The organism is Nonomuraea sp. LPB2021202275-12-8, assembly GCF_037044575.1.
Classification (GTDB): domain Bacteria; phylum Actinomycetota; class Actinomycetes; order Streptosporangiales; family Streptosporangiaceae; genus Nonomuraea.
This window is the reverse complement of the sequence record NZ_JBAHWD010000046.1, coordinates 35,370-61,037: the sequence shown is the minus strand read 5'-3', so window position 1 is coordinate 61,037 and position 25,668 is coordinate 35,370. Positions and strand designations below refer to the sequence as shown.

Genomic DNA, 25,668 nt, shown 5'->3' with positions numbered 1-25,668 from the left:
AGGGACGCGTACGGTTTTCGTAACCCTGAATCCCAACGACTCCGCACTCGCTGCGCCACCACGCGAAAGAGCCGCGGCTGCCTCAACCCCGCTTAACTTCGAAGAGCCCGTATGGGGCGCGGAACGCATCGATAGTGGCGGCGGGAACTGGGGAGGCCCTCCCCGGCCCGGCAACCTGCGGAGGTGGGTGTTGCCGGAGCGTCGCGCCCTATAACCGGTCGGAGCCGGGAAGTGGGCGGTGAGCCGGGCGGGCGTCGGAGGCGGCCGTAGTACCGATCGAGCCGACCGGACAACACAACCGGCGGTGAGGGAAGGGCCGCTGCTTCGTCGATGCGCAGTGTTTGTGAGGGAGGGGCCCGGTGAGTGCCGGTCAGGCTAGTCCCGCCGCGAAGGGGTCATCGGAGCCACGGGTTCCGCGTGATCCGGTCCGTGCCCTGCAGCATGCGCTTTACCGGGCGGCCAAGGCTGATCCCGGGCGGAGGTTCCACGCGCTGTTCGACAAGGTCTGCCGCAGAGACGTGCTGCAGCGCGCGTGGGTTGCGGTGCGCATTAACAACGGCGCACCGGGCATCGACAAGACCACCCTGGCCCAGGTCGAGGAGTACGGAGTCGACCGGCTCCTGGACGAGGTGGCCGGCGAGTTGCGGGAGCGGCGGTATCGGCCGCTGCCGGCGCGGCGAGTCCTGATTCCCAAGCCGGGGCTGAAGGATCAGTATCGCCCGCTGTCGATTCCCGCGGTTCGTGATCGGGTCGTGCAGGCGGCGGTGAAGATCGTGCTCGAGCCGGTCTTCGAGGCTGACATGGCCGATTGCTCGTTCGGGTTTCGCCCGAAGCGGTCGGCGCACGATGGCCTGCAGGTGCTCGTTGAGGAGTGCGTGCGGGGCCGCCGGTGGGTGGTTGAGACGGACATCGCCGACTGTTTTTCGGCGATTCCGCATCAGGAGTTGATGCACGCGATCGAGGAACGCGTCTGCGACCAGTCGGTGCTCACGTTGCTGCGCGCGATTTTGCGCGCGGGGGCGATGCAGGACGGGCAGGTGCGGCGTCCGGTGACCGGGACCCCGCAGGGCGGTCCGGTCTCACCCTTGTTCTGCAACGTCTATCTGCACCGAGTGGATCGGGTGTGGGAGGACGGGGATGGGGTGATGGTGCGGTTCGCCGACGATGTGGTCGTGATGTGCTGGTCTCGCAGCCAGGCTGAACGGGCGCTGGCCCGGCTGGCCGAGCTGCTGGCCGGGCTCGGCTTGGAGCCGAAGGCGGCCAAGACCCGCATCATCCGCCTGGAAGTCGGTGGTGACGGCTTCGATTTTCTGGGTTTTCACCACCGGCTGGTGCGCTCCCGTGGTGATCGGGGCAAGCCGAAGGTGACGTTCCTGGCTCGCTGGCCTGCGGACAAGGCCATGCAGCATGCCCGCGACCGGATCCGGGAGATCACCTCCCGGCGCTGGATGCTGCTGCGGCCGGAGGCGATCGTGGACAGGCTGAACGCCTTTCTTCGTGGTTGGGCCGGGTATTTCCGCTATGGACACTCGGCCCAGCGCCTCAGCAAGATCAGACGGTATGCGCAGTGGCGGCTGGCGCACTTCATGCGCCGACGTCACCGCCGCAGCATGGCGTTCGGCTGGCAGGTACTGCTCAACGCCCGGCCGATCGACCTTGGACTGATCAGCTTGTATGGAATCACTGTCGCACCCAGGGCGGGCAAGCCCTGGCGGGTGAAACCGAATGCCGCCGGTGAACGGCGTCGGTGAGCCGTGTGCGGGAGAACCGCATGCACGGTTCGATGCGGCGGGAGCTGGAAACGGAGCCACGAACCTGGTCATGGTCATCGGGGAGAGCACAGCCGACCGGGAAACCGGCGGAAGACAGGCCCCGAGCCCTACCGCCAGGAGACGCCACCGCGCCAGCTCCCGACCCTACAGCGAAATAATTCAGGACGATTGGGGATTTCTGGGACGCCGGCGGTGACGTATCGGGCCTTTCGGGAGGAGTCGTCGAAGGCCGGAGACAGGCGTGGAGCCTCCGGTAGATGAGTTCTCACCACAAGAAATCCCGCCGCCGAAAGGCTCCACGTGATTGCTCATCGTGCCACGCTCGACGTCTCTCGCGCACTCGTTCACCACGTCGCCCGACTTCTGCGGGATGAACGCCGACTGCGCGGCACGCCCAAAGACAGCCGAGCCCTGACCCCGTTCCGGCAGGCAGTCATGGTGCTGTGCTGGTTCCGCGGCGAGCACGACATCCCCAAACTCGGCCGCGATCACCACGTCTCCCGAGCCACCGCCTACCGCTACATCCACGAAGGCATCGAAGTTCTCGCAGCTCAAGCACCAGATCTGCACGAAGCCCTCGACCGCGCCCACGCCGGAGGACTGGCTTATGTGATCCTGGACGGCACCCTGATCCCCATCGACCGCTGCTCCGAGCAGACCATCAGCGTCAAGGGCGAATCCATCGATGCCTGGTACTCCGGCAAGGCCCACCACCACGCCGGCAACCTCCAAGCCCTCTCAGCACCGGACGGGCTGCCGTTGTGGATCGGCGAGGTCGAACCCGGCTCCGTCCACGACCTGTCCGCCGCCCGCACCCACGTGCTGGGCGCGCTGTACGCCGCAGCCGCAGCCGGTCTGCCCACCCTCGCTGACAGCGGCTACGACGGCGCCGGAATTGGCATCCACACGCCGATCAAACAACCCGAGGGGAACCAGATCCTCAGCCCGGACAACCGCACCTACAACCGGCTCCTACGCGCTCTACGCTGCCTCGGCGAACGCGGATTCGCCCTGCTCAAAGGCCGCTGGCGAACCCTCCAGCACATCACGGTCAGCCCCAGCCGAATCGGCGACATCGCCCGCGCGGCACTTGTCCTCACCCATTTCGAGCACGACTACCTGCCGGCGATTCGCTGAGATCACGTCAATGGCCTCGCGTTGCAGGCGGAGCCGGACGTGTAACGGCACCGTCGGATATCAGAACTGTCTGAATGCCTCGGTGCTGGTGGTCCTCATAGCGGTGCCAGGAGCATGAGGATCTCGTCACGGTCGCCGTGATCGAAGCGGAGTGCAGCCGGCCACCGGCCGATCTCCCGCCAGCCGAGTCGGCCGTAGAAGTCTTCGAGTCCTTCTCCGCCTCGTGCTTCGAGTCGGAGTTGTTCGAGGCCCAGTTCGTCACGAGCAACGTCACGAGCACGGTGCATCAACGCGGCGCCGAGACCGCGGCCGCGGAAGTCGGGATGGGTCTGAACCCGTTTGACCACGCCCCAGTGAGGAACGAGCTGGTCCCGGTATCGGCTCAGGCTCAGCCAACCAGCGAGGACACCGTCGAGTTTGGCGAGCAGGAGCTGGTTGTACTCGGGATCAAGGTCTGCGATGAGCTGATCTGCGACAGGCCTCACGTCGTCGATGCCGACCGGAGGAAACGCGAAGCCCACGGCTCCGCCGTTGTTGGCCACGATCATCCAGCAGTTGACCAGTTCGCGGGTCGCCTCGGATGACATGTCTTCCGGACGCTTGGCCTGAACGATCTCGACCAAGTCGCGATCGACGCGGGTTGGCAGGGTCACGGGATCTCCGTTTCCAATGGTCTGCCCGGTGAGGGATTCGGTTGTTCCTGTGGGGGTCTGCGGCTGATGTCGGCTGCGTAGGTCATCCAGTCGCCGCTGCTGGCGCGTTGCCAGGCGACGGCGACGTCGATGTGGATGCCGAGCAGGCGGGTGAGCAGGGCTGCGGGGAGTTCGGTGGCGAGTTGGAAGAGTGCGGCGGAGCGTGCTCGGCCGGGTTGGATGCCAAGGGTTTTGAGGCGTTGTCCGAGGTGGGTGGAGCTGATTGGGCGGCCGGGTTGGCCTCCGGGGAACAGCCAGGGTGAAGGGTTCCCGGTGCCGGTGGTGGCGTGTCCGCGTTTGCCGTCCAGGAGTTGTCGGGTGAGGTCGGCGACGGGGTCGGGCAGGATGACGGGCGCCGATCCGAGGCGGATGCGGACCGTGGTGCCGTCGATGGCGATCTGGTTGGTGGTCAACCGACTGATCCGGGCGACCGGCTGGGCATAGAGCAGGACGAGAAGGCCTGCGAGGCGGTCCCGGTTGCCGATGGTGTCGTCGTGGAGAAGTCGGCGGGCTGCTTCCCAGCGGCCTTCCTCGTCCAGCACGTGGGTGGGGCCGTGCCAGCGGGTGGCGGGGAAGGACAGCGTGGTGAGGCGTTGGCCGACGCTCCAGCGGATGAAGTGTGCGGCCTGGTAGCGGTGGGAGGCTTGGCCGCTGGTCAGCCATCGTTCGAGGTCGGCTTGGCGGCAGGTCGCCAGGGTCAGGTGCTGGGTGGTGAGCCAGTCGAGGAAGATGACGGCGGCGCGTGTGTGCTGGTGCACGACGGCGTACTGCTGGATCGTGGTGGCGTGGCCGCCGGTGCGGCGGCGAAGTCGGCGCAGCAGGTGCCAGACGGCGTAGCGGTGCAGGATCTGACGCTGGTCGGGATCGGTTCGGGTGGCCAGGACGTCGTCGAGGAAGCGTTCCAGCCGGGCCATGTGCTCATCGCGTGGCGGGAGCGTCCCGGTGGCGACCAGCACGCTGCGCAGGTGCGCGAGGATTCCGGTCTGCTCCAGGTCATCGAGTTCGGCGTGGGTGAGTTGGCGGCGGCCCGCCGCGACGTCGGCCAGCCCCTGCGCGACGGGTTCCTTGGCGAGCCAACGCAGCGCCGTTCCGGGCGGGTCGGTGGCTGCCAACGCCGCCTTCAGCGGCTGCAGGGCGGGGTGGATGACGCCGTCCGGGCCGGTGAACAGCTCCCGGAACCGCAGTTCCAGACGGCAATCGGGGCATCGGCCCGGCTGCGGGCTGCTCTCGCAGGCCGGACAATCAGGAAAGACCGGGACGGTGCAGCCGTGGCAGAGCGGCTCGGCGATGGTGCCGGACCGGATCGGTTCGAGATGTCCGCAGCGGGTGCAGCGGCCGGAGCGCCGCTGGCAGGGTGGGCACCATGGGAGCCCGGTCAACCGGGAGGTCCCGCAGGGCCGGTGCTCCTGGCAGATCGAGCATTCGAGCGTTGGCAGCGGCGGGCAGGTGGAGCAGAGAGGCCCGTCCGGGGTCCGGGTGTTAACGACGCGGTGACGGCCGCAGTTCACGCAGTTCTCAAGGTTGGCCGCGTTCCTGACCAGGCAGTTCGGGCAGATGGCTCGTCCGTGCTCGTCGCGGGTTGCTGCTTCGCAGACCCGCCCGCAACCTGAGCATGGCTCAGCCCGAGACCTGGCCACGCAATTCCGGCAGAGTCTGACCCCGTCGCGCGGCTTGACCAGCGGGATCACTCGGCCGCAGTGCGGGCAGGGCGGCCGGACGATGCCGGTGGTGCCAGCCTCACAAAGCGCGTCGATCAGCCGGAGCACCGAGGGAACGGGGGCCTGGGCGCCCGCTCCGGTGAGGAGTTCCGGCCGGTCCTGCAACGTCCAGGCCAGCTGATAGCGGCGCCCCGCCGCGGGAACTGCTGCCTGGACGGCTGCGGCCACGACCTCCGGTCGCAGGGACGGATCGATCGCGGTGACGATGTCGATCACGACGGCCACCGGATCACGACCGTCCTCAAGCGGGCACTTATCGCATCGGGGCCGGCCATGGCGGTCTCGGGAATGCATGGGCTTGGATCGTCCGCAGACGGTGCAGGGTTCGCGCAGCGGGCCGCAGGCGCCGCAGTACCAGTCCTCACCACGGCGCTGCAGCGTCCGCAGCGTCTTGCCGCACTCGGCGCAGACCGGCGGCGAGACTGCCCGAGCCCCGGCCCTGACCAGCGCGATGAGCAGATCGCCCACTGCCCGGAGTGCCGGAGACCGGCCGTCGGTGAGGATCTCAGGCCGCGTGGTCAAGGCTTGAGCGAGCTTGCGGCGTTTGGCCCGGCCGCCGGCCACGCTCACTACGGCCGCCTCGACCTCTCCGCGGCCCAGGCTCGTCTCAACATGCGTGATCAGGTCAACGATGACTCCGATCGGGTCGGCGATGACATCGGATGTCGGCGTGCCCAGCACTCAGCCGTCAGCCCGGGTGATCCGGGCCCGTCTGGGCCGGAGTTCGCCGACCCCGGCTTCACCACCGACCACCTTGGTCTTCTTGGCCTGCCCGGCGGCGGGGACGGGTTCAACAAGGTCGGTCATCGTGCAGTCCAGGATGTCCAGCAACGCCATCAGGATCTTCAAGCTGAGGCGTTCAGGCCGGTCGACGACCAGACGGTAGACCTGCGAGGACGACAGCTTGATGCCCCGCTCGCAGAGCGGTTGGAGCAGGTCGGTGGTGGAGAACATGCCGCGGGTGGCCATCACCTGCCGCAGATGCCACTGGTAGTCCAGCTTCGCCGTCATCGCTGATCCTTCTGTCCTGGCCGACTACCGTGGCCGCTATCGAGGGCCGGGCCCAGAGCCCGCCGCAGAGCGGTGTTCATGAAGTCGTCGCTGACATGGGTGTAGAACCGCCGTCGAGGAATCACTCTCGTGCCCGACCTGGGTCTGGATGAATCTCCGGTCAACCCCGCCTTCGGTCAGATGCGTGACATAGGAATGCCTCAGACTATGGACGGCCAGGGCAGACGGTAGCTTCAGGGCCTCCCGGTAGGCGACGAACCGGGCGTTGATCTCGGCCGGTTTCACCCGACCGCCGCGTCCAGTCACCCACAACGCCGGATGATCCTCACAACCGAACCGGGGCCGTACGTTCTCCACGTAGTCGACGACGGCCTCGACCGCCCAGTCCATCACCGCCGCGACGTTCCGCCGCCGGGGCGGCTGCCCCTTCTTGGCCTTGCCGTAGCGGACGTTGAGCATCCCGAACCGGCCGAACTCCGGAGCAGCCGGGTTCCGTCCAAAGTCCATCACATCCAGCTTGGCGGTCTCCGTCCGCCGCAGCCCCCACCCATAAATCACCTTGAACAAGGTCGCGTCCCGGTAAGCGGCCAGGGCGCCTTTGCGCTTGAACTTCACCGCGCGTTCCACCTGGTCATCGGCGTAGTCCAAGAACCGCTGCAGCTCTTGGCGGCTGAACGGCCGGGCCTCGGGGTTGCCTTCGTAGTCGTTGAGGTGGGCGATCGTGTTCCACTCATGTGCGATCGCCACCGGATGCCGCCCTGGGCCGAACGCCTGCTCACACGCCACCGCCCACCCATAGCGGCCATCGATCAGGAACTCGGTGAACTGCCGCAGCGTGCACTGGTAGCTGCGGATCGTGGACGGCGCCAGATGCTGCTCGGCCGTCATATGCAGCGACCACTCGTCCATGTGCCCTGGTGACCACGCCCACGGGTACTCGTTGGTGAAGTCCAGGAACCGGCGGACCAGTCGCTCGCGTGGCACGATCGTGTCGTCCTTCAGCCCGCGCGCCGTCTGCTGCGCCCGCCAGCCCCGCAACATCGCCTCGACCATCGCGTCCTCCGGACGCAACTGCACCACGCCGGAGACCAACTCCATGTGGGCCGCACCCGCAAGCTCAGCCCGCCGCAACCAGTCCTCCACCCCGTCAAGATCCAACCCGTTTCAAGAGCAAATCTTGCATCAAGCGGGATCATTCTGGCAAACTCGCTGATCAGGCAGCCAAGACCCAAGGCTCCGGAAGCCCCAGTAGCCGCCGCCCTGACCTCACGACCTGCGGCTTCTCGCCCGTCTGATGCAATTCCCGAGCTTTGGCATAGGTGTCGGCGGTGATGGAGATGTGGGCGTGCCCGAGAGCTCCTTGATCGTGACCAGTTCCACGCCTTGTTCCAGAAGCGTGGCGCACGAGTGCCGAAGGTCCAAAGCGGATCTTGCGGAGTCCGGCTCCCGAAGAAGCCTATGGATCTCACGGTTGATGTTGCTGGGTTGGAGGGGCTGCCGTTCGTGGTGGCGAAGATCAACGGTCTTCGGCGTCCGGGGAGTCCTCCAGAGCCCCGGGCCCTCGCGCCGTCGCCGAGGACCATGTCCACCTGCTCAGATTCGCCCAGTCCCATGGCCGTATCCATCCACGCCTGTCGCTGAGCTGGGGTTGATTTGAGGTAGACGCGCCCGTTTCGTTGGATTCACGGATCTTGGGATGGGTCGTCGTATTTTGAGCTGGTGACCCCCGATCCCGCGAGTTGGAGTCGTGAGGAACTGCTGGCTGCGCTGGCCGAGCGGGACAGGGTGATCGCCGCGTTGATGGCCGAGGTCGAGCAGTTGAAACGGCGGGCAGGGATGGATTCGTCCAACTCCTCGATGCCGCCGGGTTCGGACGGTCCGGCGGCGCGGGCCAAGCGCGCCAAGAAGACCAAGAAGCGCTCGTCTCGGCCGCGTGGTGGACAGGACAGGCACGAAGGGCATGCGCTGGCCTAGCGGAGCGATCCGGACCAGATCGCCGTCATCGCCCCCGAAGCATGCGCTGGGTGCGGTCATGTGCTGGCCGATCTGGAGGGGAAGGTCGTCGCGCGGGTGCAGATGTTCGACACACCGCCGGTGAAACTCCAGGTGACGGAGTACCGGATGCTCCAGATCGCCTGCCCGGCCTGCCGTCGCACGACCCGGGCGGCTACCAGGGGCTGGCCGGGCCCTGCTGTTACGGCCCGAACGTCCGCGCGGCGACCGCACTTTTGGCCTGCGCCGGGCATATGAGCATCAGCCGGGCCGCCGACCTGGTGGGCGTGCTGCTGGACGCGCCTGTTTCCACTGGGTTCACCGGCGGGCTGGTCAAGCGCGTCGCCGACCGGCTGGCCGGCTTCGAGAACGCGCTCAAGAACGCGTTGCGGGCCGCGCCGGTGCTGCATCACGACGAGACCCCCGCCCGCGCGTCTCCGCCAACGATGACGATCGGCTGCTGTATGTCTACACCGCCCGCGCCGGCCGGCTGGTCTCTTCGGCGCCGCTGACAACCGCGGCCACGCAGCGCTGGACGGGGTCGGGATTCTGCCCGGCTATCGGGCACCCTGGTCCGCGACGACTACGCCGACTACGCCGGCTACGCCAAGTACGACAAGGACCTGGCCGCGGTGCAGCTGTGCTGCGCGCATCTGCTCAGATCGTTGCGCGGCATCGGCGAGCTGGACGCCGTCGGCAGCCGGGTGCAGCGCTGCTGGACCGAGCCGGTCATGAGCGCACTGACCGACGCCAAGGCCGCGGTCGCCAAAGCCCGCGCCGAGGGCGCCATCGCCGTGGAGGCGGAGGTTCTGCACGGGCTGCGCGCCCGTTACGACGAGGCGGTGGCCTGGGGCATCGCCACCAACATGCACCGGGACTGGCCGGATGGCCGACATTCCGGCTACACCCTGGCCAGGCGGCTGCAGACCAGGGCCGCGCCGGTGTGGCGGTTCACCGTCGACTTCGCCGTGCCCTTCACCAACAACCCCTGCGAGCAGCCGCAGCGCATGGTCAAACTGCAGATGAAGATCGGCGGCTGCTGGCGCAGCGTGCGCACCGCCGCCCGCTACTGCCTCATCCGCTCCTACCTGGGCACCGCCCGCAACCACGGCATCCACCCGCTCGATGCCCTTCGCGACGCTCTGTCCGAAAACCCCTGGATGCCACCACAAAACGCCTGATCAATCACAGGCGTGAATGGATACCCATGGCCAGCTCGTCCGGGACAGGTTCCGGATGTTCATGACCTCCTTGCGTGGGTGCTGGAGCGTGGACAGGACGCCGGCCGACCGCGCTGCCCTCGGGTGAGGGTGGTCAGGGCGGCGCGGATGCGGTCCTTAACCTTCTTGTCTCGTTGGTAGGCGGTCAGGAACGCCACGCATCGACGATCACAAGGACGAACGGTTATTCGACGGAGATCGTGTGAGAGCGGAGGTGGTCGGCGAACAGGCCCGCCCGGGTCCTGCATGCGCGCGACGGCCCCGGACGGTGGATCAGATGATCGAGCCCTTTCCGGTGCCGGTGGTATCGGTGACCAGGACATGGGTGCCGTGGACCTTGAGCGTCCAGGGCTTGCCGCCCTCGCGCAGCCCGATCGCTACCGCCTCCAGGTTGGTGCTCTCCGGAATCGGCAAGGCGGGAATCGCGTGGCCAGCGGGTCGCGGCGGGGGAAGGCTTGCGCCAGGTTGTTCGAGCGAGTGGTCCAGTCGGCCAGCGCTTGCCCCTTGAGCATCTTGACCATGACGGTATCGGCGACCGGCCCGCAGGTGACCTAAATCAGCCGGGGGCGGTACTCCGGACTCTTGGCCATGTGGGACGGGCCCGCGCCGGACAATGGCGAACTGCCAGTGCCGCCGGTAGTTGGCCGTGTGCGGTCGTGGTAGTGGGCCGGGCGGACGCGCGGACGGCGTGTACGGCCACAGTCCCTACGCCTGATCCGGCGCGATCCCTCTCAAGCAGGTGGCAACCAGGTGGTCGGCGAAGCCGGGCGGGAACTCGATCTCCGCCGCCGGGGTGCCGTGGAAGAGGTGCGGGAGGATGAGCTCGTGGCAGGCGCCGACGATCATGGTGGCGGCGGCGTCCGGGTCGGCCGTGGCGGACAGGCGGCCGAGGGTCTGCTCGGCCCGCAGGTAGGCGGCCAGTTCGGCGCGCAACCCCCGCCCCTGCGCGACCGGATTCTCCAGCTCCGCGAACCGGGTGAGGACCGTGGGCCGGCTGAGCAGGCCGGCGAAGGCGGGGATGATCGCCAGGTGCAGCGCCAGCCCGTAGGTGACGTACGTACGCAGGTTGTCCTCCAGCTCTCCTGAGCCGGCCTCGGCGGGCAGGGCGGGGAGGCTCTGCTCCACCGTGCGGACGTGCGCGTGCAGTGCCAGGGCGATCAGCTCCTCCTTGTCGGCGAAGTGGTTGTAGAGGACCCCGTCGGCGACCTGCGCCTCCCTGGCGATGGCGCGCACGGTGAGGCCGGCGGCGCCCTGGGAGGCGATCAGGCGTTCGGCGGCCGCGACGAGATGGGCGGGCAGGGTCTCGCTGTCGCCCAGGGCCGCCGGCTTGCGGGGGCTCATGGGCGTACGGCCGTGATCAGGCGGGCGGCGCCGCGCAGGCGTACGGCGCCGTCCCGCTCGTAGGGAGCCAGGGCGGGGGCGAGGGCGGCCGTCGCGCGGGCTGCGGCGGCGGGGGTGGCGCGGCCGAGGAGGTAGCGGACGGGGCCCCAGGCGGCCAGGAAGGCGGCCGCGTCCTGGGCGTCCGTGCCCAGCACCTGCTCCGCCTCGACGGGGGTGGCCTCCACCTGCGTGAATCCCGCCGCGGTGAAGACCTCATGGACGTGGGCGGGGTCGGAGAGCGAGGTGGGGGAGGTGCCGTCGGGGGAGGGAGGGGGTGGCGGCAGGTGCTCCGCCAGGGTCTCGAACACCAGGCGGAGGTCGTGGTCGGCCAGGTCCCGCATGCCCAGGAACGCCACCCGCCCGCCGGGGCGCAGCGCCCGGCCGATGTTGGCGAAGGCGGCCACCGGGTCGGCGAAGAACATGATCCCGAAGCGGCTGACCGCCAGGTCGTACGTTCCGGCCGGGAGCGGGTGGACCTGCGCGTCGCCCTGCTGGAAGTCGACGTTGCCGATGCCCTCCTCCGACGCGAGGGCGCGGGCCCTGCTCAGCATGGGCGCCGACAGGTCCAGGCCGGTGGCGTGCCGGGCCCGGCGGGCGGCCAGCCGCGTCACCTGGCCGCTGCCGCACCCGACGTCCAGCACCCGGTCGTCCTCGCTGGCGAACTGGAGCAGGTGGTGGTTGAAACCGCTGTTCGTGGCGTCGTAGCGGTCGTGGTGGTCGGCCCAGTGGGTGCCCTCGTAGCCGTTCCACGCCTCGGACTGATGGGTGTTGACGATCGTCATGCTTACCTCCTGGATTATGAACGCACGTTCATGAACATACGTTCATTACGCTTGAGTGTCAAAGGTCATGGCCGGGGAGTGAAGTGATCAATATCCTGTTACGGCACTGCCTCCGGGGCAGGGGAGACGAGGAGGCAGTCATGACCATCGCCGCGCACACCGTGACCGGACCCGACGCCGAGCACGGCGAGGGGCCCGTGTGGTGCGCGCGCTGGGGCGGGCTGCGGTGGGTGGACATGCTGGCCGGCGACTTGCTGGCGCTCGATTCCGGTGGTGCGGTGCGCCGCCGCCATGTGGGCGTGCTCGCGGCCGTCGTCCGGCCACGTGTCACCGGCGGGTTCCTGGTCGCGGCCGAGCGCGAGTTGCTGCTGGCCGACGACGACGACCTCGACGCGCCACTGCGGTCACTCGGGCAGGCGTGGAGCGACGAGACCGTCCGGATGAACGACGGCGGCTGCGACCCGGACGGCCGCTTCTACATCGGTTCCATGGCCTACGACCAGAGTCCCGGCAAGGGGGCGCTGTACGTGTCGGGGCCGGACGGGGTCCTGGACGTGGTGCTGCCCGGGGTCGGCATCTCCAACGGGCTCGACTTCAGCCCGGGAGGCGAGCTCGCCTACTACGCCGACACCAGCACCGGGCGGGTCGACGTGCTCGACTACGACCGGGAGGGCGGGCTGACGGGGCGACGGCCGTTCGTGGCGGTGGACCCCGACCAAGGGGCCCCCGACGGGCTGACCGTCGACGCCGAGGGCGGGGTGTGGGTGGCGCTGTGGGAGGGCTCGGCGGTGCACCGCTACACGCCGGAGGGCAAGCTGGACGAGATCGTCCCGCTGCCCGTGCGCAAGGTCACCGCCGTCACCTTCGGCGGCGAGGGGCTGGACCGGCTGTTCATCACGACCTCCGCCCTCGGCGCCGACCGCACGCGGGAGCCCGACGCGGGCGCCGTCTTCGCGGCCGACCCGGGCGTCCGCGGCCGCCCGGTCCTGCCCACCACACTCTGACGCCGCGCGCCGCTCGGACTGGCGGGTCGGTACGGCGCGTCCCGGTCGGTACGGCGCGTCGCGCTCGCCTGGGCTGTCGGTGAGAAGAGACAGCGCTCAGCCGCACCATCGGAACGGTGAGTGGAGCCGACCTGGGTACCACCGCTGGCGGTTCCGATGCCGGGCGGCGCGGGCCGAGCCGTTCGGTGATCACCGGGTCCATGCCGTCCGCCTCCAGCGAGCCTCGGCGCCAGGCCGCGCGGAATTCCGGTTCAGGACTGCGTCGCGGCCGGGGGCGGCGAGGTGGGGCCGGGGCGGCGCTTGCGGGGGGCGGCGGAGCGGGGTGGCTGGGTGCGCATGTGGTCGCGGACGCGGGTCATGATGTCGCCGAGGTGGCGCAGGTCGTCGTCGGTCAGGGGGTCGAACAGCAGGCTGCGGGAGACCTGGATGTGGCCGGGCAGGACGCGGTCCAGGAGAGCCCGGCCGTCTTCGGTGATGGCGACCAGGGTGGCGCGCTCGTCGTCGGGGCTGGGGCCGCGGGTGATGAGGCCGGCCTTTTCCAGCAGTCCGGCCTGGTACGTCAGGCCGCTACGGCTGTAGACGACGCCGTCGGCCAGCTGCGTCATGGTCAGGTGACCGGGCGCGTGGGCCAGGCGGGCCAGGAGCTGGAACTGCACGTAGCTGATGTCGCCCTCGGTACGTAGCTGCTGCTCGACCTGGTGCTGGAGCAGGCTGACGGCTTCCATGAGCACGAAATAGGCCCCCAGCTGCTGGGGATCGAGCGCCTGGCCGGCGGCGTCGGGGGCGGGGCGGGTGTCCGTCATCCCCCCACCGTATATGTTCGAATTCAAAGCACTGTGAGAAAGGTCACCCACTCGCACGGTATTGCTTTGAAGTCGAAGCAGGTTACTGTCATCACATGCTTCGACTTCAAAGCATCGAGTCTGGAGAGATCATGAAGGCAGTGCGTTACCACTCCTACGGCGACAGCGACGTCCTGGTCTACGAGGACGCCGACCGTCCGGTGGCGGGACCGGGGCAGGTGGTGGTGCAGGTCGCCGGCACCTCGTTCAACCCGGTGGACGCCGCGATCCGCGCCGGTCACCTGCGGGAAGTGTTTCCGGTGGCCTTCCCGCACGTTCCGAACTTCGACGTGGCCGGAGTCATCACGGAGGTCGGTGAGGGGGTCAGCGGCTGGCAGGCCGGAGACGCGGTGGTGGCGTTCCTGCCGATGACCGCGCCCGGTGCCGCCGCCGAGTACGCCTCCGCCCCGGCCGAGACCCTGGCCGCCGCCCCGCGCACGATCGACCTCGCCGACGCCGCGGCGCTGCCGTCGGCCGGCCTCACCGCCTGGCAGGCGCTGTTCGAGCACGCCGGGGTGAAGGCGGGGCAGTCGGTGCTGGTCAACGGCGCGGGCGGCGCGGTCGGCGGGTACGCGGTTCAACTCGCCAAGCGGGCCGGTGCCGGCGTGACCGCGACCGCCGGCGCGCGCAGCCTCGACCGCGTCCGCTCCTACGGCGCGGACCGGATCATCGACTACACCGCGACCCCCGTTCCGGAGGCGGTGGCCGGGCAGCGATTCGACGTGGTGCTGAACCTGGTGCCCACCAGCCCGGAGGAGACCGCACGGCTGGTCGACCTGGTCGCCGACGGCGCAGTCTTCGTCAGCACCACCACCCCCGGCCCCGACGACGTCGGGCGCGGGGTGCGGACGGTGCGGATGTTCGCGCGCAGCGACGCCACCCAGCTCACCGAGCTGATCGCCCGCGTCGACGCCGGCGAGTTGGAGATCGAGGTGGCCGAGCGGCGCCCCATGGCCGACCTGGCCGCCGTCCACGACGAGGCCATCGCCGGACGGCTGGCCGGAAAGACCGTCCTGATCCCCGCCTGAGCGGCGACATTTCCCATGGCTACGAATGGAGCGATCATGATCTGGACAGCCGGCTTCCGTACCGCTGTGATCAGTCCCTACGAGCAGATCCAGCTCACCGAACCGCGCGGCTTCGCGAACCAGACAGTGCGTCAGGTGCTCCACATGGCCGGCGGCGGAGAACGCCTGCGTATACGCCTGACGAACCTCTACGGCCGCACCCCCTTGACCATCGCCGCCGCGACGGCCGCCACCGAGCACGGGCAGGCCGCCCTCACCTTCGACGGCGCCGAGAGGCTCACCATCCCGCCGGGTGAGGAGGCCGTCGGCGATCCGATGGATCTCCCGATCGCCCCCGGCGCCGACCTGTTCCTCAGCCTCTACCTCCCGCAGGAGACCGGCCTGGCCACCTATTCCCACAAGCCCATGGAGACCGCTCACATCGTCGCCGGGAACCACGTCACCTCTCCCGCACTCCCTGGGGCTGAGCAGGTGGAAGCCAGGTTCTACGTCTCGGGCGTCGACGTGCTCACCCCTGACGACACCACGATCGCGGTGGCGTTCGGCGACTCCTGGTTCGAAGGGGTCGGTTCCACGACCGGCGCGAACAACCGCTCCGTGGACGTCCTCAACCGGCGCCTCAAGCGGGGATGGGTCGTCAACCAGGGGATCGCCGGAAACCGCCTGCTGCGGGACGAGGTCGGCGAGCACGCGCTGGGCCGCTTCGACCGCGACGTCCTCTCGATTCCCGGCCTGACCCACGTTCTGGTGCACCTCGGCCTGAACGACCTCGGCCTCCCCGGCATGTCCGGCGAGCCTCCCGCCACCTCCGACTCCCTCATCGAGGGCTTCAAGGCCCTGGCCCACCGCGCCCACAAGGCCGACCTGAAGATCCTCGGCGCCACCATCGGCCCCTTCGCGGGTGCCGTCTACCCAGGGATCAGCACCCCTGAGGGCCTCGCCGCCCGACGCGAGGTGAACGACTGGATCCGTACCGCCGACACTTTCGACGCCGTCTTCGATGTGGCCCGAGCTGTCGAGAACCCCGAAGCCCCCGACTACATCCACCCCGCACTGGACAGCGGCGACGGCATGCACCTCAACGACCAGGGCGCCCGGGCCATGGCCGACGCCGTGGACCTGGAAACCCTCGCCCTCTAGAGCCGTGATCGTCAGCCCGCTGCGACCCTCTGGGCTGCGGCGGTCCGGGCCTGAGGTCTGGGCCGACGGGCAAACCCGCCGCCGTCATCGACATCATCAGGTGAGTTCGTCCAGGCGGGCGAGCTGGGCCGTGCGGGCACGTTCGAGGTCGGCGGCGAGGGCGAGGGCGCGCGGATCGGAGCCCGAGGCCCGCTCGCCACGCGTGACGAGCACGGACTGGTCCAGGTGGTCGCGCAGACAGCGCAGGAACAGCTCGTCCAACTCCTTCCCGCCGGCCGCGCGCATGGCGTCGAGCTGCGATGCCGTCACCATGCCCGGCATGTCATGACCTTCGTGGACATTGACCTCCGATATGCCCGCCGACTTCCGGAGCTCGGCCAGCCGGGCCCGCTCGGCCCGATGCGCGGGGCCGAGCGAGGCCGCCAGGCGCCTGACCGCCGGATCGGCGGCCTCGTGCGCGGCGAGGTCCAGCATCGGCATCGTGCGGTCGATCATCGGGATCATGAGCTGCACCCAGGCGGCGTCGGTGCCGTTGAATCCACCATGGGACGCGGAGCCTTCACTGGCAGGGCTGCCCGAGGGGCCGTCCGGGGCGGGAGCCGCGTGGGAGGCGTGGTGCCCGCCGGAGGCGGCGGCCTGCTCCGGGCCCGTGGCGCATCCGGCGGCCAGGAGCAGGGCGAGGAGCAGGCCAGTGCGGTTCATGGCAGGTCGTAGTCCTCGTCGAGGGCGGCCCCGCGGTGCGGCTTGTACTGGTCGTAGCCGCGCGGGTCGTATGGCAAACCGCCGTTGACGCAGTGGCTCACCAGCGTCTGCAGGATCGGCGGGTGCCAGGCGTTGAAGAAGTCGTAGTGCGGGGCAGGACGCATGGCCTCTCCTGTCGCCTGGACGGAGGGGAGAGCCTGGTGATCGCCGCCGTCTCGGTCAAGCTCATGTCCCTGCTCACCTTGGCCGGTCCGGCGGCAGCCGCGGTGACACCGGCCTTCGCGTACCTGACCGGCGGAGGGCACTATGTGCACGTGACCGACAACCATCCTGCCTTCATGTCCGCTCTCACGACCGAGCACTTCGTGCTGCAGACCGCCGCGAGCACGGCCACCAGCGAGGAATCGGCCCGGGCCACGCTGTACGTGATGGCGCTGTCCAGCTCACTGGTGGCGCTCGGCTTCGCGGCCCCGCCCTCGCCCGCGTTCACGCCGCTGGCGTCGGCCCTCTTACCCTCGCTGGTCATCCTCGGGCTTTTCACCAGCGTACGACTGGTGGACACGGGGCTGCAGAACATCCAGTGCCGCAGCGCCATGGCTCGCATCCGTCGGTACTACCGCGAGCTTTACCCGCAGGCAGCCGCGTACATCATTCCCTGGGCAGGACCGGCGGAGGACGACGTCGTCGCTGCCGCCGCAGCCACGCTGGGCATCGGACGGCGGCGCGATTGGCTCATCGGCTTCTTCTCCATCGCCATGATGATCGCCACCATCAACAGCATCGTGACCGGGGCGGGGATCACGCTCCTGACCGCCCAGGTGCTGCCGCTCGCTGCGGCGATCGCGCTCGGCCTGCTCGCCTCCGCCGTGCATCTCGTGCTGTTCTACCTGTACCAGCGCCACCGCTACAGCAGCCGCCCGGCACTTCCCGATCTTCCGTTCTGACCGCGTCAACCAGCGAACGGACCGGCGCGGGCGACGGCCGGCACGGCGATCAGCTCCGTCACCTTGACCGCCTGCCGTGGTGGGCGCGCCTTCCGAACCGGAGGTGGGACGCATTCACCGGCGCCCGGAAACAGCCTGTCCACTCACCGATAAATGCCCGCGTAACGACCGGTTGCCGTCCTCGACGGTGTTTCCGGGTTGATACAGGCTTGAATCATGAGAACTCTCCTCAAAGCGCTGGGCGCCGGATTGGCCCTGGCCTGCCTGACGATGTTCGCCGCGACGGGCCCCGCCCAGGCTGCGAGCGGGCGGTTGACCCTGAGTGGCGGGACAGCCAGCCGTACCGTCGTCTACGACACCTGCCAACCGCCCGCCCAGTCCCAGCCCCAGACGTTCACGATCGAGACATTCGTCAACGAGCCACTGCCCGGTTGCCAGGCGGTGCTCATCAACAGTGCCGGGGCGAGCAAGGTGTTGTGCGTGGGACGCGGAACCGTCCCGGCCGAGTTCCGCAACGCAGCTCTTGTCCGGGTGCAGCCCGGCACCGCGCCGCCCTGCGCCTTCTAGCCGGAGGTGCGTAGCCGAGCCCGCCAGGACGCAGGGCCGCGGCCTTTTCCGGGGCCGGACCATGGTGCGCTTCCCGATTCGCCCGGCGGACGCGCCGGTGACGTCGTCGTCAATGTGGATACGAAGGCGGCCGCGGCCATGGCTTCGGCGGGTCGGCTCTCCCCGGCGGCACCTCCCGCGCCGGGTCTGAGCATCCTGAAAGGCTCGATCGCGTCCGCGGGAGGTGACTGTCCAGGCGGTATGGCGGAGTACGGGGCAGCGGTGAGGCGAAGGGGATGGGGAGTCCTCGTGCCGCAGGTTGTCGCGCTCCTGCGTATCTCGTCATGCCTGACCAGTGCTCGTGTCCGAGTGCGCGCAGGGGAAATCCGGCGCCGAGCGGCGTCTGATGGGCTGGGAAACGCCTGAAACCTTAGGTCTCCTGGACTAAAAGCATCACTGCCCAAAGCGTGCAGGCCAGCGCGACAGCCGGGGGTCACGATCCACTCCCTGAGCATGCGCACCCGCGCCCGGTCAAACCGCGCCCGCGCCCCATTGACCGGCGCCCAGCCACACTGGCGCGTCTCCTGCTCACACGAGCCGAGGCGTGACAGCCAAGCCGGCTCGCGGATTTCCCAACGCGCTCGTTGCCCGGTCTTCGGGCGCTGGCCGTGGTCGGCGAAGCATGCCGCGTCCAGATGAAGCTGTCCGGCGTCGAGGGCGAGTCCGCTCGCAAGCATTGGCGCCAGACCGTGGCAGACTTACCAATCGGGGAGAACGCACTGGTCAGTGGCTATGGCGGTCGGGGGAGGCCGGGTCGTCGATGTGCATCAGGGTGGGAATGCCGCAGTCGGTACGCAGCGTCCGAACGGGATCGAGCCATGCCGACGCCGCGCGAGCAGCAGAGCATGCACCCGCCGGCAGGTGACTTGCGCCGCGCTCCACTACTCGGTGGTCGCGTTTTCCTCAGGAGGTCTGCCACCAGGATCGACGTGTGCCAACGCCTCTTTGGGCTCATGGCCGCTACCTGGGTGTCGGCCCTGCAGCCTTTCTCCGATGGGCCGGACCTCACACTCACCTGACAAGACAGGAAAGAGGCGCAGCCATGCGCGCAGTGGTTCTGCAAGAGTTCGACACCCCGCTGATCCTCGGCGAGATCGAGAAGCCTGCCGCCGGTCCAGGCCAGGTACTGGTAAAGGTCAAGGCCAGCGGCGTCAACCCGCTGGACATCAAGATTCGGACTGGCAAGGCTGCCCACGCCAAGCGCACGCTGCCGGCCGTCCTCGGCCTGGATCTGGCCGGCGTCGTCGAGGAAGTCGGCGCGGGCGTCAGCGACTTCGCGCCCGGCGACGAGGTTTACGGCATGACCGGTGGCGTCGGTGATCTGCAGGGCTCGCTCGCCGAGTACGCGGCCGTTGACGCCCGCCTGCTCGCCCGCAAATCGGCCTCACTCACCATGCGCGAGGCTGCGGCTCTGCCCCTGGTCGTCATCACGGCCTGGGAGGGCCTGGTCGACCGGGCTCAGGTCCATGCGAGGCAGAAGGTCCTCATCCAAGGCGGGGCAGGCGGCATCGGCCACGTGGCCGTGCAGATCGCCCGGGCCCGCGGTGCCGAGGTCTTCGCCACTGCCTCGCCCTCGCGCCTGGAGGTCGTCGAGCGCCTGGGAGCCACCCCCATCGACTACACCACCACCGCGGTGGACGAGTACGTCGCCAAGCACACCGGCGGCGAGGGCTTCGACGTCATCTTCGACACCGTCGGCGGTACCGTGCTCGACGCGTCCTTCGCGGCGATACGCACCTACACGGGCCACGTCGTGAGCGCCTTGGGCTGGGGGACCCACAGCATCGCGCCCCTCTCCTTCCGCGGGGCGACCTACTCCGGTGTCTTCACCCTGCTGCCCCTGCTGACCGGCCGCGGGCGGGAGCACCACGGACAGATCATGCGCGAGGCGGCCGCGCTCACCGACGCGGGGGCACTCAAGCCGCTGCTCGACCCCAGGCGCTTCACGCTCGCCGACATCGCCGACGCCCACGCGGCCGTGGAAAGCGGTGCCACCCAAGGCAAGATCGTGATCGACGTCGACTGGCCACCTTGATCTGCACCGCCGCCACCGCGGCCGGAGTCGATCCCGACCGGATCAAGTTCCTGGCCACCCTCCGGATCGTGCGCCGCTCGGTCACCGACCGGGCGGCCTTTTCCCCTGAACCTCAAAACGATCTCTGGACCAGAACTGTCCACCAGGTCGGCCGACCCCCGCAACCGCAACCCCGAACGCCGCCACCGCACCTACCCCCGCCCTGTCAAACGCACCCGACGCAGCAGCTACCGCGAACGACGCCCGAGTGACAAAGGCATCCGCCACGCTGGGCCACCCACCGTCCAACTCCTGTCCACCATCCGCCGTGTTGCCGGGCGAGGTGGTAACGCCAGCAATCATCGAGATGACCGTTGGCGGTCATGCAGAGCCGATTCTCGACGAAATCTGGCTCATCAGCTCTGGTCGCACGTACGACACCTACGCGGACCTGCTCTCCAACTCCCATGGCTTGCTCATGAACCTACGACCGAGGTCGGGTCTGCAGGGAGAGGCCATCCCGACGCGGAGTCATGACCGGCATACCTTCGCTATACCGCCGGACGATACAGTTCCCGCCTCGATGATCGTCACCAAGGGAACCAAGCTCATGATTCGCTACATCGGCTGCGCGCTGTTACTGGTAGCGGCGCTGTTCGGCCCGGCAAGTCCGGCAAGCGCCGCCGCACTTCCTGGAGAGAAGGCGAACTACGTCATCTCCTTCGGATCACTGCACGAAGCATCCGGAAGCAACTGGGTGCGCCTGGGCACCTACAGGTTCACCTCCAACGGCCGGGTACGTAGCGACACCTGGGCCTGGAGCCAGACCGCACCGGCCGCCCGCGTCGGCACGGGCACCGTTCCCGGTGGAAAGTGCTCCGGCACGTCGACCACCGTAAGGCCGTGCGACATCAAGACCGCCAACGGGTTTCTCACCCCCGCAACAGAGGTCAGAGCGGGGTCCTTCACGATGCACGCCGACGCTTCCGGACGTCAATACGTCAACATCGCCTGGGACCAGACCGCGTGGCGCACCGAGGAATGGTGGGTCGAAACCGCGCCTGACGGTACGTACGCGCGCCTGACGTTCAAGTACGCCCGCAAGTTCACCCACGGTTACGGCTACGGCAGCAACGCCGGATTGACCGTGCGGCGGCCGATGGAGGCGGTGCTCGGGCATGACACGCCGCTGACGATGACCTATCACCGCGCGACCAAGGGGAGCATCGCATACGTCGACAGGACCTGGAACATGGGCCAGTACATTCGATGCACCACCACGACCTGGTGCCTGACCTACAAGACCGCATCGACGAGCAACTGCAAGTGCGCGGCGCCGTACGACAAAGACCAAAGCCTGCAGAACTACATCCAGCAGGTGACCAGCAAGGATCGCCGTGACACGCACTGGCACTGGTGCAGCTGCCTGGCCAAGGGCAGCCAGTGCTACAAGGGCAACTCCCATGTCTATCCGTTGCTGCAGATCATCGATGACAACGCCAGGTGGCGTGGCTGGGTCGGCGTCGAGACTTCCTTCTACCCGTACAACGACCAGGCGGATCCTCGTCGGCACGACATGCTCTCGGTCTTCCGCGTCACTGAGTGGGCTTGACGTTCGGACCTCGGGGTCGAGGAACAGGGACAGCCGTTGGGGGTGAGACCGATCATGGAACAGGTGGTCCGTCGCGACCTGCGGAGAATCTCAAGAGCGCGGTAGCTCGCTGGACTGTCCAGCCAGGTTCGAGCCGAAGGCCGACTCGACGTTGTTGGTCGTGTGCCGACTCGACGGGGCATGACGAGCATCCGAACGAAAAAGTCCCGTTAGCGGGTGGCCACAGCTGACTATTTGAAAACTGCCTCAGAGTCCTTCGAGGTGCTGAAGTCTCGCAGCGACGGGATGGCCGATGCCTTCGACGTATTGCTGCGATGGATGCGGCAGTGCTCTGCTCTTCATCACTTGAACGCCCGTTGTTCCCGGCAATCTGCGGAGATGTCATCGTGCCCCAAACTTTTTCCCGACGCAGCCTGCTGAGAGGGGGAGCCGGTGCCGTGGTCGCGGGCATGGCCGCGTCCCTGGCCGACGATGCGCTGACGCCCGATGCCGCGCACGCGGCCGCGTGGCATTCCCAACTCGTCCACCCGGGTGGCGACGGCCGGCTCGTCTACAAGGCGGATCCGCGGGGCAAGATGATCCCGGATTTCAGCTGGGCCGGCTATCGCAACGGCGAGAGAGCAATACCGTCCGTTCCCGTCGTCAAGGAGATCGGCCCGGTCAGCGGTGACAACACCGCACACATCCAGGCCGCGCTCGACGAGGTCGGCGCGATGCCGCTCACCTCCAGTGGCTTCCGGGGGGCGCTGCTGCTCAAGGCCGGTCACTACAGGGTCGGTGGCGTGATCAAGATGAGGCGTGACGGGGTCGTGCTGCGGGGAGTCGGCAGGTGGGCCGACCCGTCGGTCAACACGGTCATCACCGGTACGGCCGATGGGAGCGCGAGCACAGTTCTCTGGGTCGGCGGTACTTCCGGGGAATGGGACACGCGGGTGTCCGGCACCACAACCGGCGTCACGTCAAGCCTGGTCAAGGCGGGTGAGCGCCGGCTCACCCTGGCCTCGACGGCCAACCTGAAGGTCGGCGACAACATCATCATCTGCCACCCGCACACCCAGGAGTGGACCGACGCGGTCAACGGCGGAGGCGTCAACAAGGACGCCCCGTGGAGCCCTGGCACCTTGCCCATCATCTACAACAGGTACATCAAGGAGATCGTCGGCGCCGACATCGTCATCGACGCGCCCGTCTTCAACGATCTGCGGCGGTCCCTGTCCCAGTCCTACGTCTACGTCTGGGACCAGGCAGGGCTCGTCCGCAACGTCGGCGTCGAGGACCTCCGCATCGACATGGGGAACCCGTCGCCCTACAGCGAGGAACATCCGCAGAGCTGCATCATCGTCAGCCGGGCCGAGGACGCCTGGGTCAAGGAATGCAAGCTGGTGCAGTTCTCCATTTCCGGCGTCTATGTGCAGCGCAGCACCCGGGTGACGATCCAGTCGGTAGCGGCCGGCTACCCGTGCTCGAGTATCGTCGGGGGCAAGCGCACCAATTTCTGCGCCGATTACCGGGCTCAGCAGGTTCTTTTCCGCGACCTCGAATCCACCTACGCACGGCACGCCTTCGGCGCCTCGGGAAGAAGCACCTGCTCGGGAATCGTGTGGCTCAACGGAACCAGCGAGCACGGCTACGCCGAGTCCGGCGGCCACCACAAGTGGAGCCAGGGCCTGCTGTACGACAACATTCGGGAACTGTCCAGCCAGAGCGACAAGGACTGGGTCCTGGGCCTGTTCAACCGCGGCGACCAGGGTGAGTCCCACGGCTGGTCATCGGTGCACAGTGTCGCGTGGAACTGCACGGTCGACAATGGCAAGAAGGTGTGCGTGCAGACCCCGCCGACCGCCCAGAACTATGCCATCGGCACAACGGGCGCCGTCACCGGGGTGAATTGGCACACCAACCACCAGATCGGTTACGTGGAGGGGACCAACAGACCCGGCCTGGCGCCGAATTCCCTCTATCTGGCACAGCTCGCTGATCGACTCAATGGCTGAGCCGATCAAAGGACTCCAGGGTGAGGGGGCCGCGATAGGCGGGAAGGGGCTCGGGAGAGGCGGTGACCGGTGCCCTGCTCGGCCGAAACCGTCTTGGCGATGGTGGCGAATTTCCATCACTTCCGGAGACCGCCCGAATGATATTTCGTGCCTCGCAATGGCCTTCGGTGAGCCGTCAGCCCCTCTGCCAGGGCCAGCGTCCGGTGATCTCCAATTCAAGGGAGAAACTGAGAAATGTGCGAATAGCGACGATTGCCGCGAGCAGGCCGACGCTCGCATACGTTGGCGAGACAGCGACGGTACGAGTGATGTCGCCGGCGACGAGGAACTCCAGCCCGAGCAGGACCGACCGCCCAAGGCGACGGCGATAGCCGGTGTATACGTCCGTTTGGCGGCGAACAATGGCGACAGCCGCGGCTACGGTGGCAGCCAGAGCCCCGATGACGATCACCGCTACTCCCACACCCTCAAGGGCCGCACCCACCCACTGCACGACGTGCTGAAAGTGCACCGCTCTTCCCCTCCATCACTCGGGCGGCGCTCGGCGCATCCCTGCCGGGCACCAGGACAAGCGCGCAGGCAGCCACCATGTTGATCGGGAAGCACTTACGTCAGTCTGATGGCAGCGACAGTAATCCAGATCTCGACCGATCGTCTAAGTATTTCCATCTCGGTAAGCGACCTCGCCCCCGTCGGCATTTGAAGATTGCTGCAGCCCGGAAGGGGTATGGCCCGCAGTCTAGCCGTCCAATCGGGCCCATTTTTTGCTGTCGGCGGGCCAAGGAGGTCGGGAGACGGCAAAAGGAGGGTAAGGACAATGGAAATCCAGCAGTCCGACACCGCAGTAGTGCTCATCGACCCGCAGAACGACGTACTGAGTGAAAACGGAACGAGCTGGGATGCGGTCGGTGCGAGTGTCACCGAAAACGGCACGATCGAGAACATGGAGCGTATCTTCAAGGCCGCGAAGGAGCAGGGATATCACGTTTTCATATCGCCCCACTACTTCTATCCCACCGATGGCGGCTGGAAGTTCAATGGACCGCTGGAGACCGAGGAGGCCCGGACCGAGACCTTTGCTCGAGTCGGCCCGCTGAATCTGACCGGTTTCCGCGACTCCGGAGCAGACTGGCTGGCTCGGTTCAAGCCCTACATCGAAGATGGCAGGACGATCGTCGCCAGTCCGCACAAGGTATTCGGGCCGCAGACCAACGATCTGGTCCTGCAGATGCGCAAGCGGGGGATCGACAAGGTCGTTCTCGGCGGCATGCTGGCGAACATGTGCGTCGAATCCCATCTGCGCGAATTCCTCGAGCAGGGCTTCGAGGTGGCCGTCGTCAGGGACGCGACCGCTGGACCGCGGCATCCGGAGTGGGGTGATGGCTACGAAGCGGCGATCATCAACTACCGATTTCTCGCCCATGCGGTGCCCTCGACCTCGGAAGTGATTGATCGCATGCTCCACTGAGGTGATCTCAGCGAAATAGTTAGGGCGATTGGGATTTCTTGGACACCGCCCGCATACGCGCCGAGGCGCTGAGCCCGACCTCGACGCACTCGGCTGTGGCCGGCTCGCTCCGCCAACGGCCGGCACCGGCTGAGCCAACCGGCAGATGGCCTGGCCGTCATCCGCCGATGACGAGGCGCCACTGAACCCTGCCTCGACCCGCTCCTCGCAGGCTTCTCCCGCGGCGGCCGGTCCCCGCTGACCTCACCCTCCAAGGTGCCGCCGGCCGTTCATGCCCGGGCCATGCCCCCAGCTTCCGCGGCAGGTGCTTTACGCGATCCCGGCGCGCAGGAGAAACAAGATGTCCGGTGAATGTCCCACCTCTTGGCCTGTTGTGCTCACGCAGGGTGGGCCAGAATCTGATGGCCTGGACGAGGGGAAGTGAACAGGGCGCCAGGCGGCGTCCAGGGACCGCGAAGGTGTCGCTTGTCCGGTGTTGCCGCAGCGAGCTGCATCGGCCGGCGACCGGCCCTGGTGCCCTCTCGCTACCGGGCTGTCGACCTGCTCTTCGTCGCCACGGCCCGATGCGCCTTCGAACGGGCCAGTGAAACCATGCCCGCCGCGCGGAAGG

Annotated in this window: 24 protein-coding genes and 1 pseudogene; 14 read left to right on the top strand and 11 right to left on the bottom strand. The window is 68.0% G+C overall.

All coding sequences use genetic code 11. The annotated features are described in order from the left end of the window. Positions 1–359: 359 nt before the first annotated feature. Together ltrA and V5E28_RS44225 are read left to right on the top strand one after the other, a co-directional pair. Positions 360–1,751 carry a group II intron reverse transcriptase/maturase gene (gene ltrA, locus V5E28_RS44230; protein WP_336216153.1) on the top strand — a complete coding sequence of 464 codons (1,392 nt, stop codon included), beginning with the start codon at positions 360–362 and terminating at the stop codon, positions 1,749–1,751. Between the two features lie 321 nt (positions 1,752–2,072). Beyond that, the gene (locus tag V5E28_RS44225; protein WP_336216152.1) at positions 2,073–2,909 is read left to right on the top strand and encodes an HARBI1 family protein; all 837 of its coding nucleotides are present in this window, start codon (positions 2,073–2,075) and stop codon (positions 2,907–2,909) included. Between the two features lie 95 nt (positions 2,910–3,004). Here the strand turns inward: V5E28_RS44225 and V5E28_RS44220 are convergent, their stop codons facing one another. From V5E28_RS44220 to V5E28_RS44205, 4 genes are read right to left on the bottom strand one after another with little or no spacing between them, the layout of a single operon-like run. Continuing rightward, positions 3,005–3,562, bottom strand: coding sequence for a GNAT family N-acetyltransferase (locus V5E28_RS44220; RefSeq protein ID WP_336216151.1), 558 nt, complete (start codon positions 3,560–3,562; stop codon positions 3,005–3,007). Next, the gene (locus tag V5E28_RS44215; RefSeq protein WP_336216149.1) at positions 3,559–6,000 is read right to left on the bottom strand and encodes a hypothetical protein; all 2,442 of its coding nucleotides are present in this window, start codon (positions 5,998–6,000) and stop codon (positions 3,559–3,561) included. Before V5E28_RS44215 ends, V5E28_RS44220 begins: the two co-directional genes overlap by 4 nt. Beyond that, entirely contained in the window at positions 6,001–6,330 is a 330-nt protein-coding gene (locus V5E28_RS44210; protein ID WP_336216148.1) for a helix-turn-helix domain-containing protein, read from the bottom strand. It abuts the gene before it with no gap. Between the two features lie 36 nt (positions 6,331–6,366). Next, positions 6,367–7,473 (bottom strand): tyrosine-type recombinase/integrase, encoded by a 1,107-nt coding sequence (locus tag V5E28_RS44205; RefSeq protein ID WP_336216146.1) that lies wholly within the window; start codon positions 7,471–7,473, stop codon positions 6,367–6,369. Between the two features lie 576 nt (positions 7,474–8,049). On the opposite strand from V5E28_RS44205, the gene V5E28_RS44200 reads away from it, so the two are divergent. From V5E28_RS44200 to V5E28_RS44195, 3 genes and pseudogenes are all read left to right on the top strand, one after another. Continuing rightward, on the top strand, positions 8,050–8,304 hold the full coding sequence (locus V5E28_RS44200; RefSeq protein ID WP_336216145.1) for a DUF6444 domain-containing protein: 255 nt from the start codon (positions 8,050–8,052) through the stop codon (positions 8,302–8,304). Positions 8,305–8,322: 18 nt separating this feature from the next. Further along, entirely contained in the window at positions 8,323–8,580 is a 258-nt protein-coding gene (locus V5E28_RS49855) for an IS66 family transposase zinc-finger binding domain-containing protein (protein ID WP_442945971.1), read from the top strand. After that, positions 8,466–9,503: pseudogene (locus V5E28_RS44195) on the top strand (IS66 family transposase). Before V5E28_RS49855 ends, V5E28_RS44195 begins: the two are co-directional and overlap by 115 nt. A 312-nt stretch (positions 9,504–9,815) precedes the next feature. Here V5E28_RS44195 and V5E28_RS44190 read toward each other — a convergent pair. The 3 genes from V5E28_RS44190 to V5E28_RS44180 all read right to left on the bottom strand — a co-directional run bounded on the left by V5E28_RS44190 (position 9,816) and on the right by V5E28_RS44180 (position 11,704). Continuing rightward, positions 9,816–9,956: a hypothetical protein gene (locus V5E28_RS44190; RefSeq protein WP_336216143.1), complete on the bottom strand. Its 141-nt coding sequence runs from the start codon at positions 9,954–9,956 to the stop codon at positions 9,816–9,818. Positions 9,957–10,247: 291 nt separating this feature from the next. Then, complete coding sequence (locus V5E28_RS44185; protein WP_336216142.1) at positions 10,248–10,883, bottom strand: TetR/AcrR family transcriptional regulator; 636 nt, start codon at positions 10,881–10,883, stop codon at positions 10,248–10,250. Next, positions 10,880–11,704: a class I SAM-dependent methyltransferase gene (locus tag V5E28_RS44180; protein ID WP_336216141.1), complete on the bottom strand. Its 825-nt coding sequence runs from the start codon at positions 11,702–11,704 to the stop codon at positions 10,880–10,882. Before V5E28_RS44180 ends, V5E28_RS44185 begins: the two co-directional genes overlap by 4 nt. A 140-nt stretch (positions 11,705–11,844) precedes the next feature. Between V5E28_RS44180 and V5E28_RS44175 the strand changes: the two genes are divergently transcribed. After that, on the top strand, positions 11,845–12,708 hold the full coding sequence (locus V5E28_RS44175) for an SMP-30/gluconolactonase/LRE family protein (protein ID WP_336216139.1): 864 nt from the start codon (positions 11,845–11,847) through the stop codon (positions 12,706–12,708). Positions 12,709–12,959: 251 nt separating this feature from the next. Here the strand turns inward: V5E28_RS44175 and V5E28_RS44170 are convergent, their stop codons facing one another. After that, positions 12,960–13,511 carry a MarR family winged helix-turn-helix transcriptional regulator gene (locus V5E28_RS44170; protein WP_336216138.1) on the bottom strand — a complete coding sequence of 184 codons (552 nt, stop codon included), beginning with the start codon at positions 13,509–13,511 and terminating at the stop codon, positions 12,960–12,962. Positions 13,512–13,642: 131 nt separating this feature from the next. Between V5E28_RS44170 and V5E28_RS44165 the strand changes: the two genes are divergently transcribed. Both V5E28_RS44165 and V5E28_RS44160 read left to right on the top strand, forming a co-directional pair. Beyond that, positions 13,643–14,578: an NADP-dependent oxidoreductase gene (locus V5E28_RS44165; RefSeq protein WP_336216137.1), complete on the top strand. Its 936-nt coding sequence runs from the start codon at positions 13,643–13,645 to the stop codon at positions 14,576–14,578. 36 nt (positions 14,579–14,614) lie between these two features. Next, positions 14,615–15,718: an SGNH/GDSL hydrolase family protein gene (locus tag V5E28_RS44160; protein WP_336216136.1), complete on the top strand. Its 1,104-nt coding sequence runs from the start codon at positions 14,615–14,617 to the stop codon at positions 15,716–15,718. Between the two features lie 96 nt (positions 15,719–15,814). Here the strand turns inward: V5E28_RS44160 and V5E28_RS44155 are convergent, their stop codons facing one another. Both V5E28_RS44155 and V5E28_RS44150 read right to left on the bottom strand, forming a co-directional pair. After that, positions 15,815–16,420: a DUF305 domain-containing protein gene (locus tag V5E28_RS44155; protein ID WP_336216134.1), complete on the bottom strand. Its 606-nt coding sequence runs from the start codon at positions 16,418–16,420 to the stop codon at positions 15,815–15,817. Next, positions 16,417–16,584: a hypothetical protein gene (locus V5E28_RS44150; RefSeq protein ID WP_336216133.1), complete on the bottom strand. Its 168-nt coding sequence runs from the start codon at positions 16,582–16,584 to the stop codon at positions 16,417–16,419. Before V5E28_RS44150 ends, V5E28_RS44155 begins: the two co-directional genes overlap by 4 nt. 36 nt (positions 16,585–16,620) lie before the next feature. Between V5E28_RS44150 and V5E28_RS44145 the strand changes: the two genes are divergently transcribed. The 5 genes from V5E28_RS44145 (at position 16,621) to V5E28_RS44125 (ending at position 23,590) form a co-directional block, all read left to right on the top strand. Further along, positions 16,621–17,364 (top strand): hypothetical protein, encoded by a 744-nt coding sequence (locus tag V5E28_RS44145; protein ID WP_336216131.1) that lies wholly within the window; start codon positions 16,621–16,623, stop codon positions 17,362–17,364. 216 nt (positions 17,365–17,580) lie between these two features. Next, entirely contained in the window at positions 17,581–17,931 is a 351-nt protein-coding gene (locus V5E28_RS44140; RefSeq protein WP_336216130.1) for a hypothetical protein, read from the top strand. Positions 17,932–19,012: 1,081 nt separating this feature from the next. Further along, complete coding sequence (locus V5E28_RS44135; protein WP_336216129.1) at positions 19,013–20,005, top strand: zinc-dependent alcohol dehydrogenase family protein; 993 nt, start codon at positions 19,013–19,015, stop codon at positions 20,003–20,005. 310 nt (positions 20,006–20,315) lie between these two features. Next, positions 20,316–21,596, top strand: a complete 1,281-nt coding sequence (locus tag V5E28_RS44130) for a hypothetical protein (RefSeq protein ID WP_336216128.1) — start codon at positions 20,316–20,318, stop codon at positions 21,594–21,596. A gap of 314 nt (positions 21,597–21,910) precedes the next feature. After that, the gene (locus V5E28_RS44125; protein ID WP_336216127.1) at positions 21,911–23,590 is read left to right on the top strand and encodes a hypothetical protein; all 1,680 of its coding nucleotides are present in this window, start codon (positions 21,911–21,913) and stop codon (positions 23,588–23,590) included. A 175-nt stretch (positions 23,591–23,765) separates the two neighbouring features. Here the strand turns inward: V5E28_RS44125 and V5E28_RS44120 are convergent, their stop codons facing one another. After that, positions 23,766–24,041, bottom strand: coding sequence for a DUF1622 domain-containing protein (locus tag V5E28_RS44120; protein WP_336216126.1), 276 nt, complete (start codon positions 24,039–24,041; stop codon positions 23,766–23,768). Positions 24,042–24,407: 366 nt separating this feature from the next. On the opposite strand from V5E28_RS44120, the gene V5E28_RS44115 reads away from it, so the two are divergent. Then, on the top strand, positions 24,408–25,058 hold the full coding sequence (locus tag V5E28_RS44115; protein WP_336216125.1) for a cysteine hydrolase: 651 nt from the start codon (positions 24,408–24,410) through the stop codon (positions 25,056–25,058). The last annotated feature ends 610 nt before the right edge of the window (positions 25,059–25,668 follow it).

What these genes read in the sequence shown, in the direction of transcription:
- V5E28_RS44210 (WP_336216148.1), bottom strand. Translation starts at nt 6,330, where the DNA reads ATGACGGCGAAGCTGGACTACCAGTGGCATCTGCGGCAGGTGATGGCC.
- V5E28_RS44185 (WP_336216142.1), bottom strand. Translation starts at nt 10,883, where the DNA reads ATGAGCCCCCGCAAGCCGGCGGCCCTGGGCGACAGCGAGACCCTGCCC.
- V5E28_RS44180 (WP_336216141.1), bottom strand. Translation starts at nt 11,704, where the DNA reads ATGACGATCGTCAACACCCATCAGTCCGAGGCGTGGAACGGCTACGAG.
- V5E28_RS44175 (WP_336216139.1), top strand. Translation starts at nt 11,845, where the DNA reads ATGACCATCGCCGCGCACACCGTGACCGGACCCGACGCCGAGCACGGC.
- V5E28_RS44170 (WP_336216138.1), bottom strand. Translation starts at nt 13,511, where the DNA reads ATGACGGACACCCGCCCCGCCCCCGACGCCGCCGGCCAGGCGCTCGAT.
- V5E28_RS44165 (WP_336216137.1), top strand. Translation starts at nt 13,643, where the DNA reads ATGAAGGCAGTGCGTTACCACTCCTACGGCGACAGCGACGTCCTGGTC.
- V5E28_RS44160 (WP_336216136.1), top strand. Translation starts at nt 14,615, where the DNA reads ATGATCTGGACAGCCGGCTTCCGTACCGCTGTGATCAGTCCCTACGAG.
- V5E28_RS44155 (WP_336216134.1), bottom strand. Translation starts at nt 16,420, where the DNA reads ATGAACCGCACTGGCCTGCTCCTCGCCCTGCTCCTGGCCGCCGGATGC.
- V5E28_RS44150 (WP_336216133.1), bottom strand. Translation starts at nt 16,584, where the DNA reads ATGCGTCCTGCCCCGCACTACGACTTCTTCAACGCCTGGCACCCGCCG.
- V5E28_RS44140 (WP_336216130.1), top strand. Translation starts at nt 17,581, where the DNA reads ATGAGAACTCTCCTCAAAGCGCTGGGCGCCGGATTGGCCCTGGCCTGC.
- V5E28_RS44135 (WP_336216129.1), top strand. Translation starts at nt 19,013, where the DNA reads ATGCGCGCAGTGGTTCTGCAAGAGTTCGACACCCCGCTGATCCTCGGC.
- V5E28_RS44125 (WP_336216127.1), top strand. Translation starts at nt 21,911, where the DNA reads ATGGATGCGGCAGTGCTCTGCTCTTCATCACTTGAACGCCCGTTGTTC.
- V5E28_RS44115 (WP_336216125.1), top strand. Translation starts at nt 24,408, where the DNA reads ATGGAAATCCAGCAGTCCGACACCGCAGTAGTGCTCATCGACCCGCAG.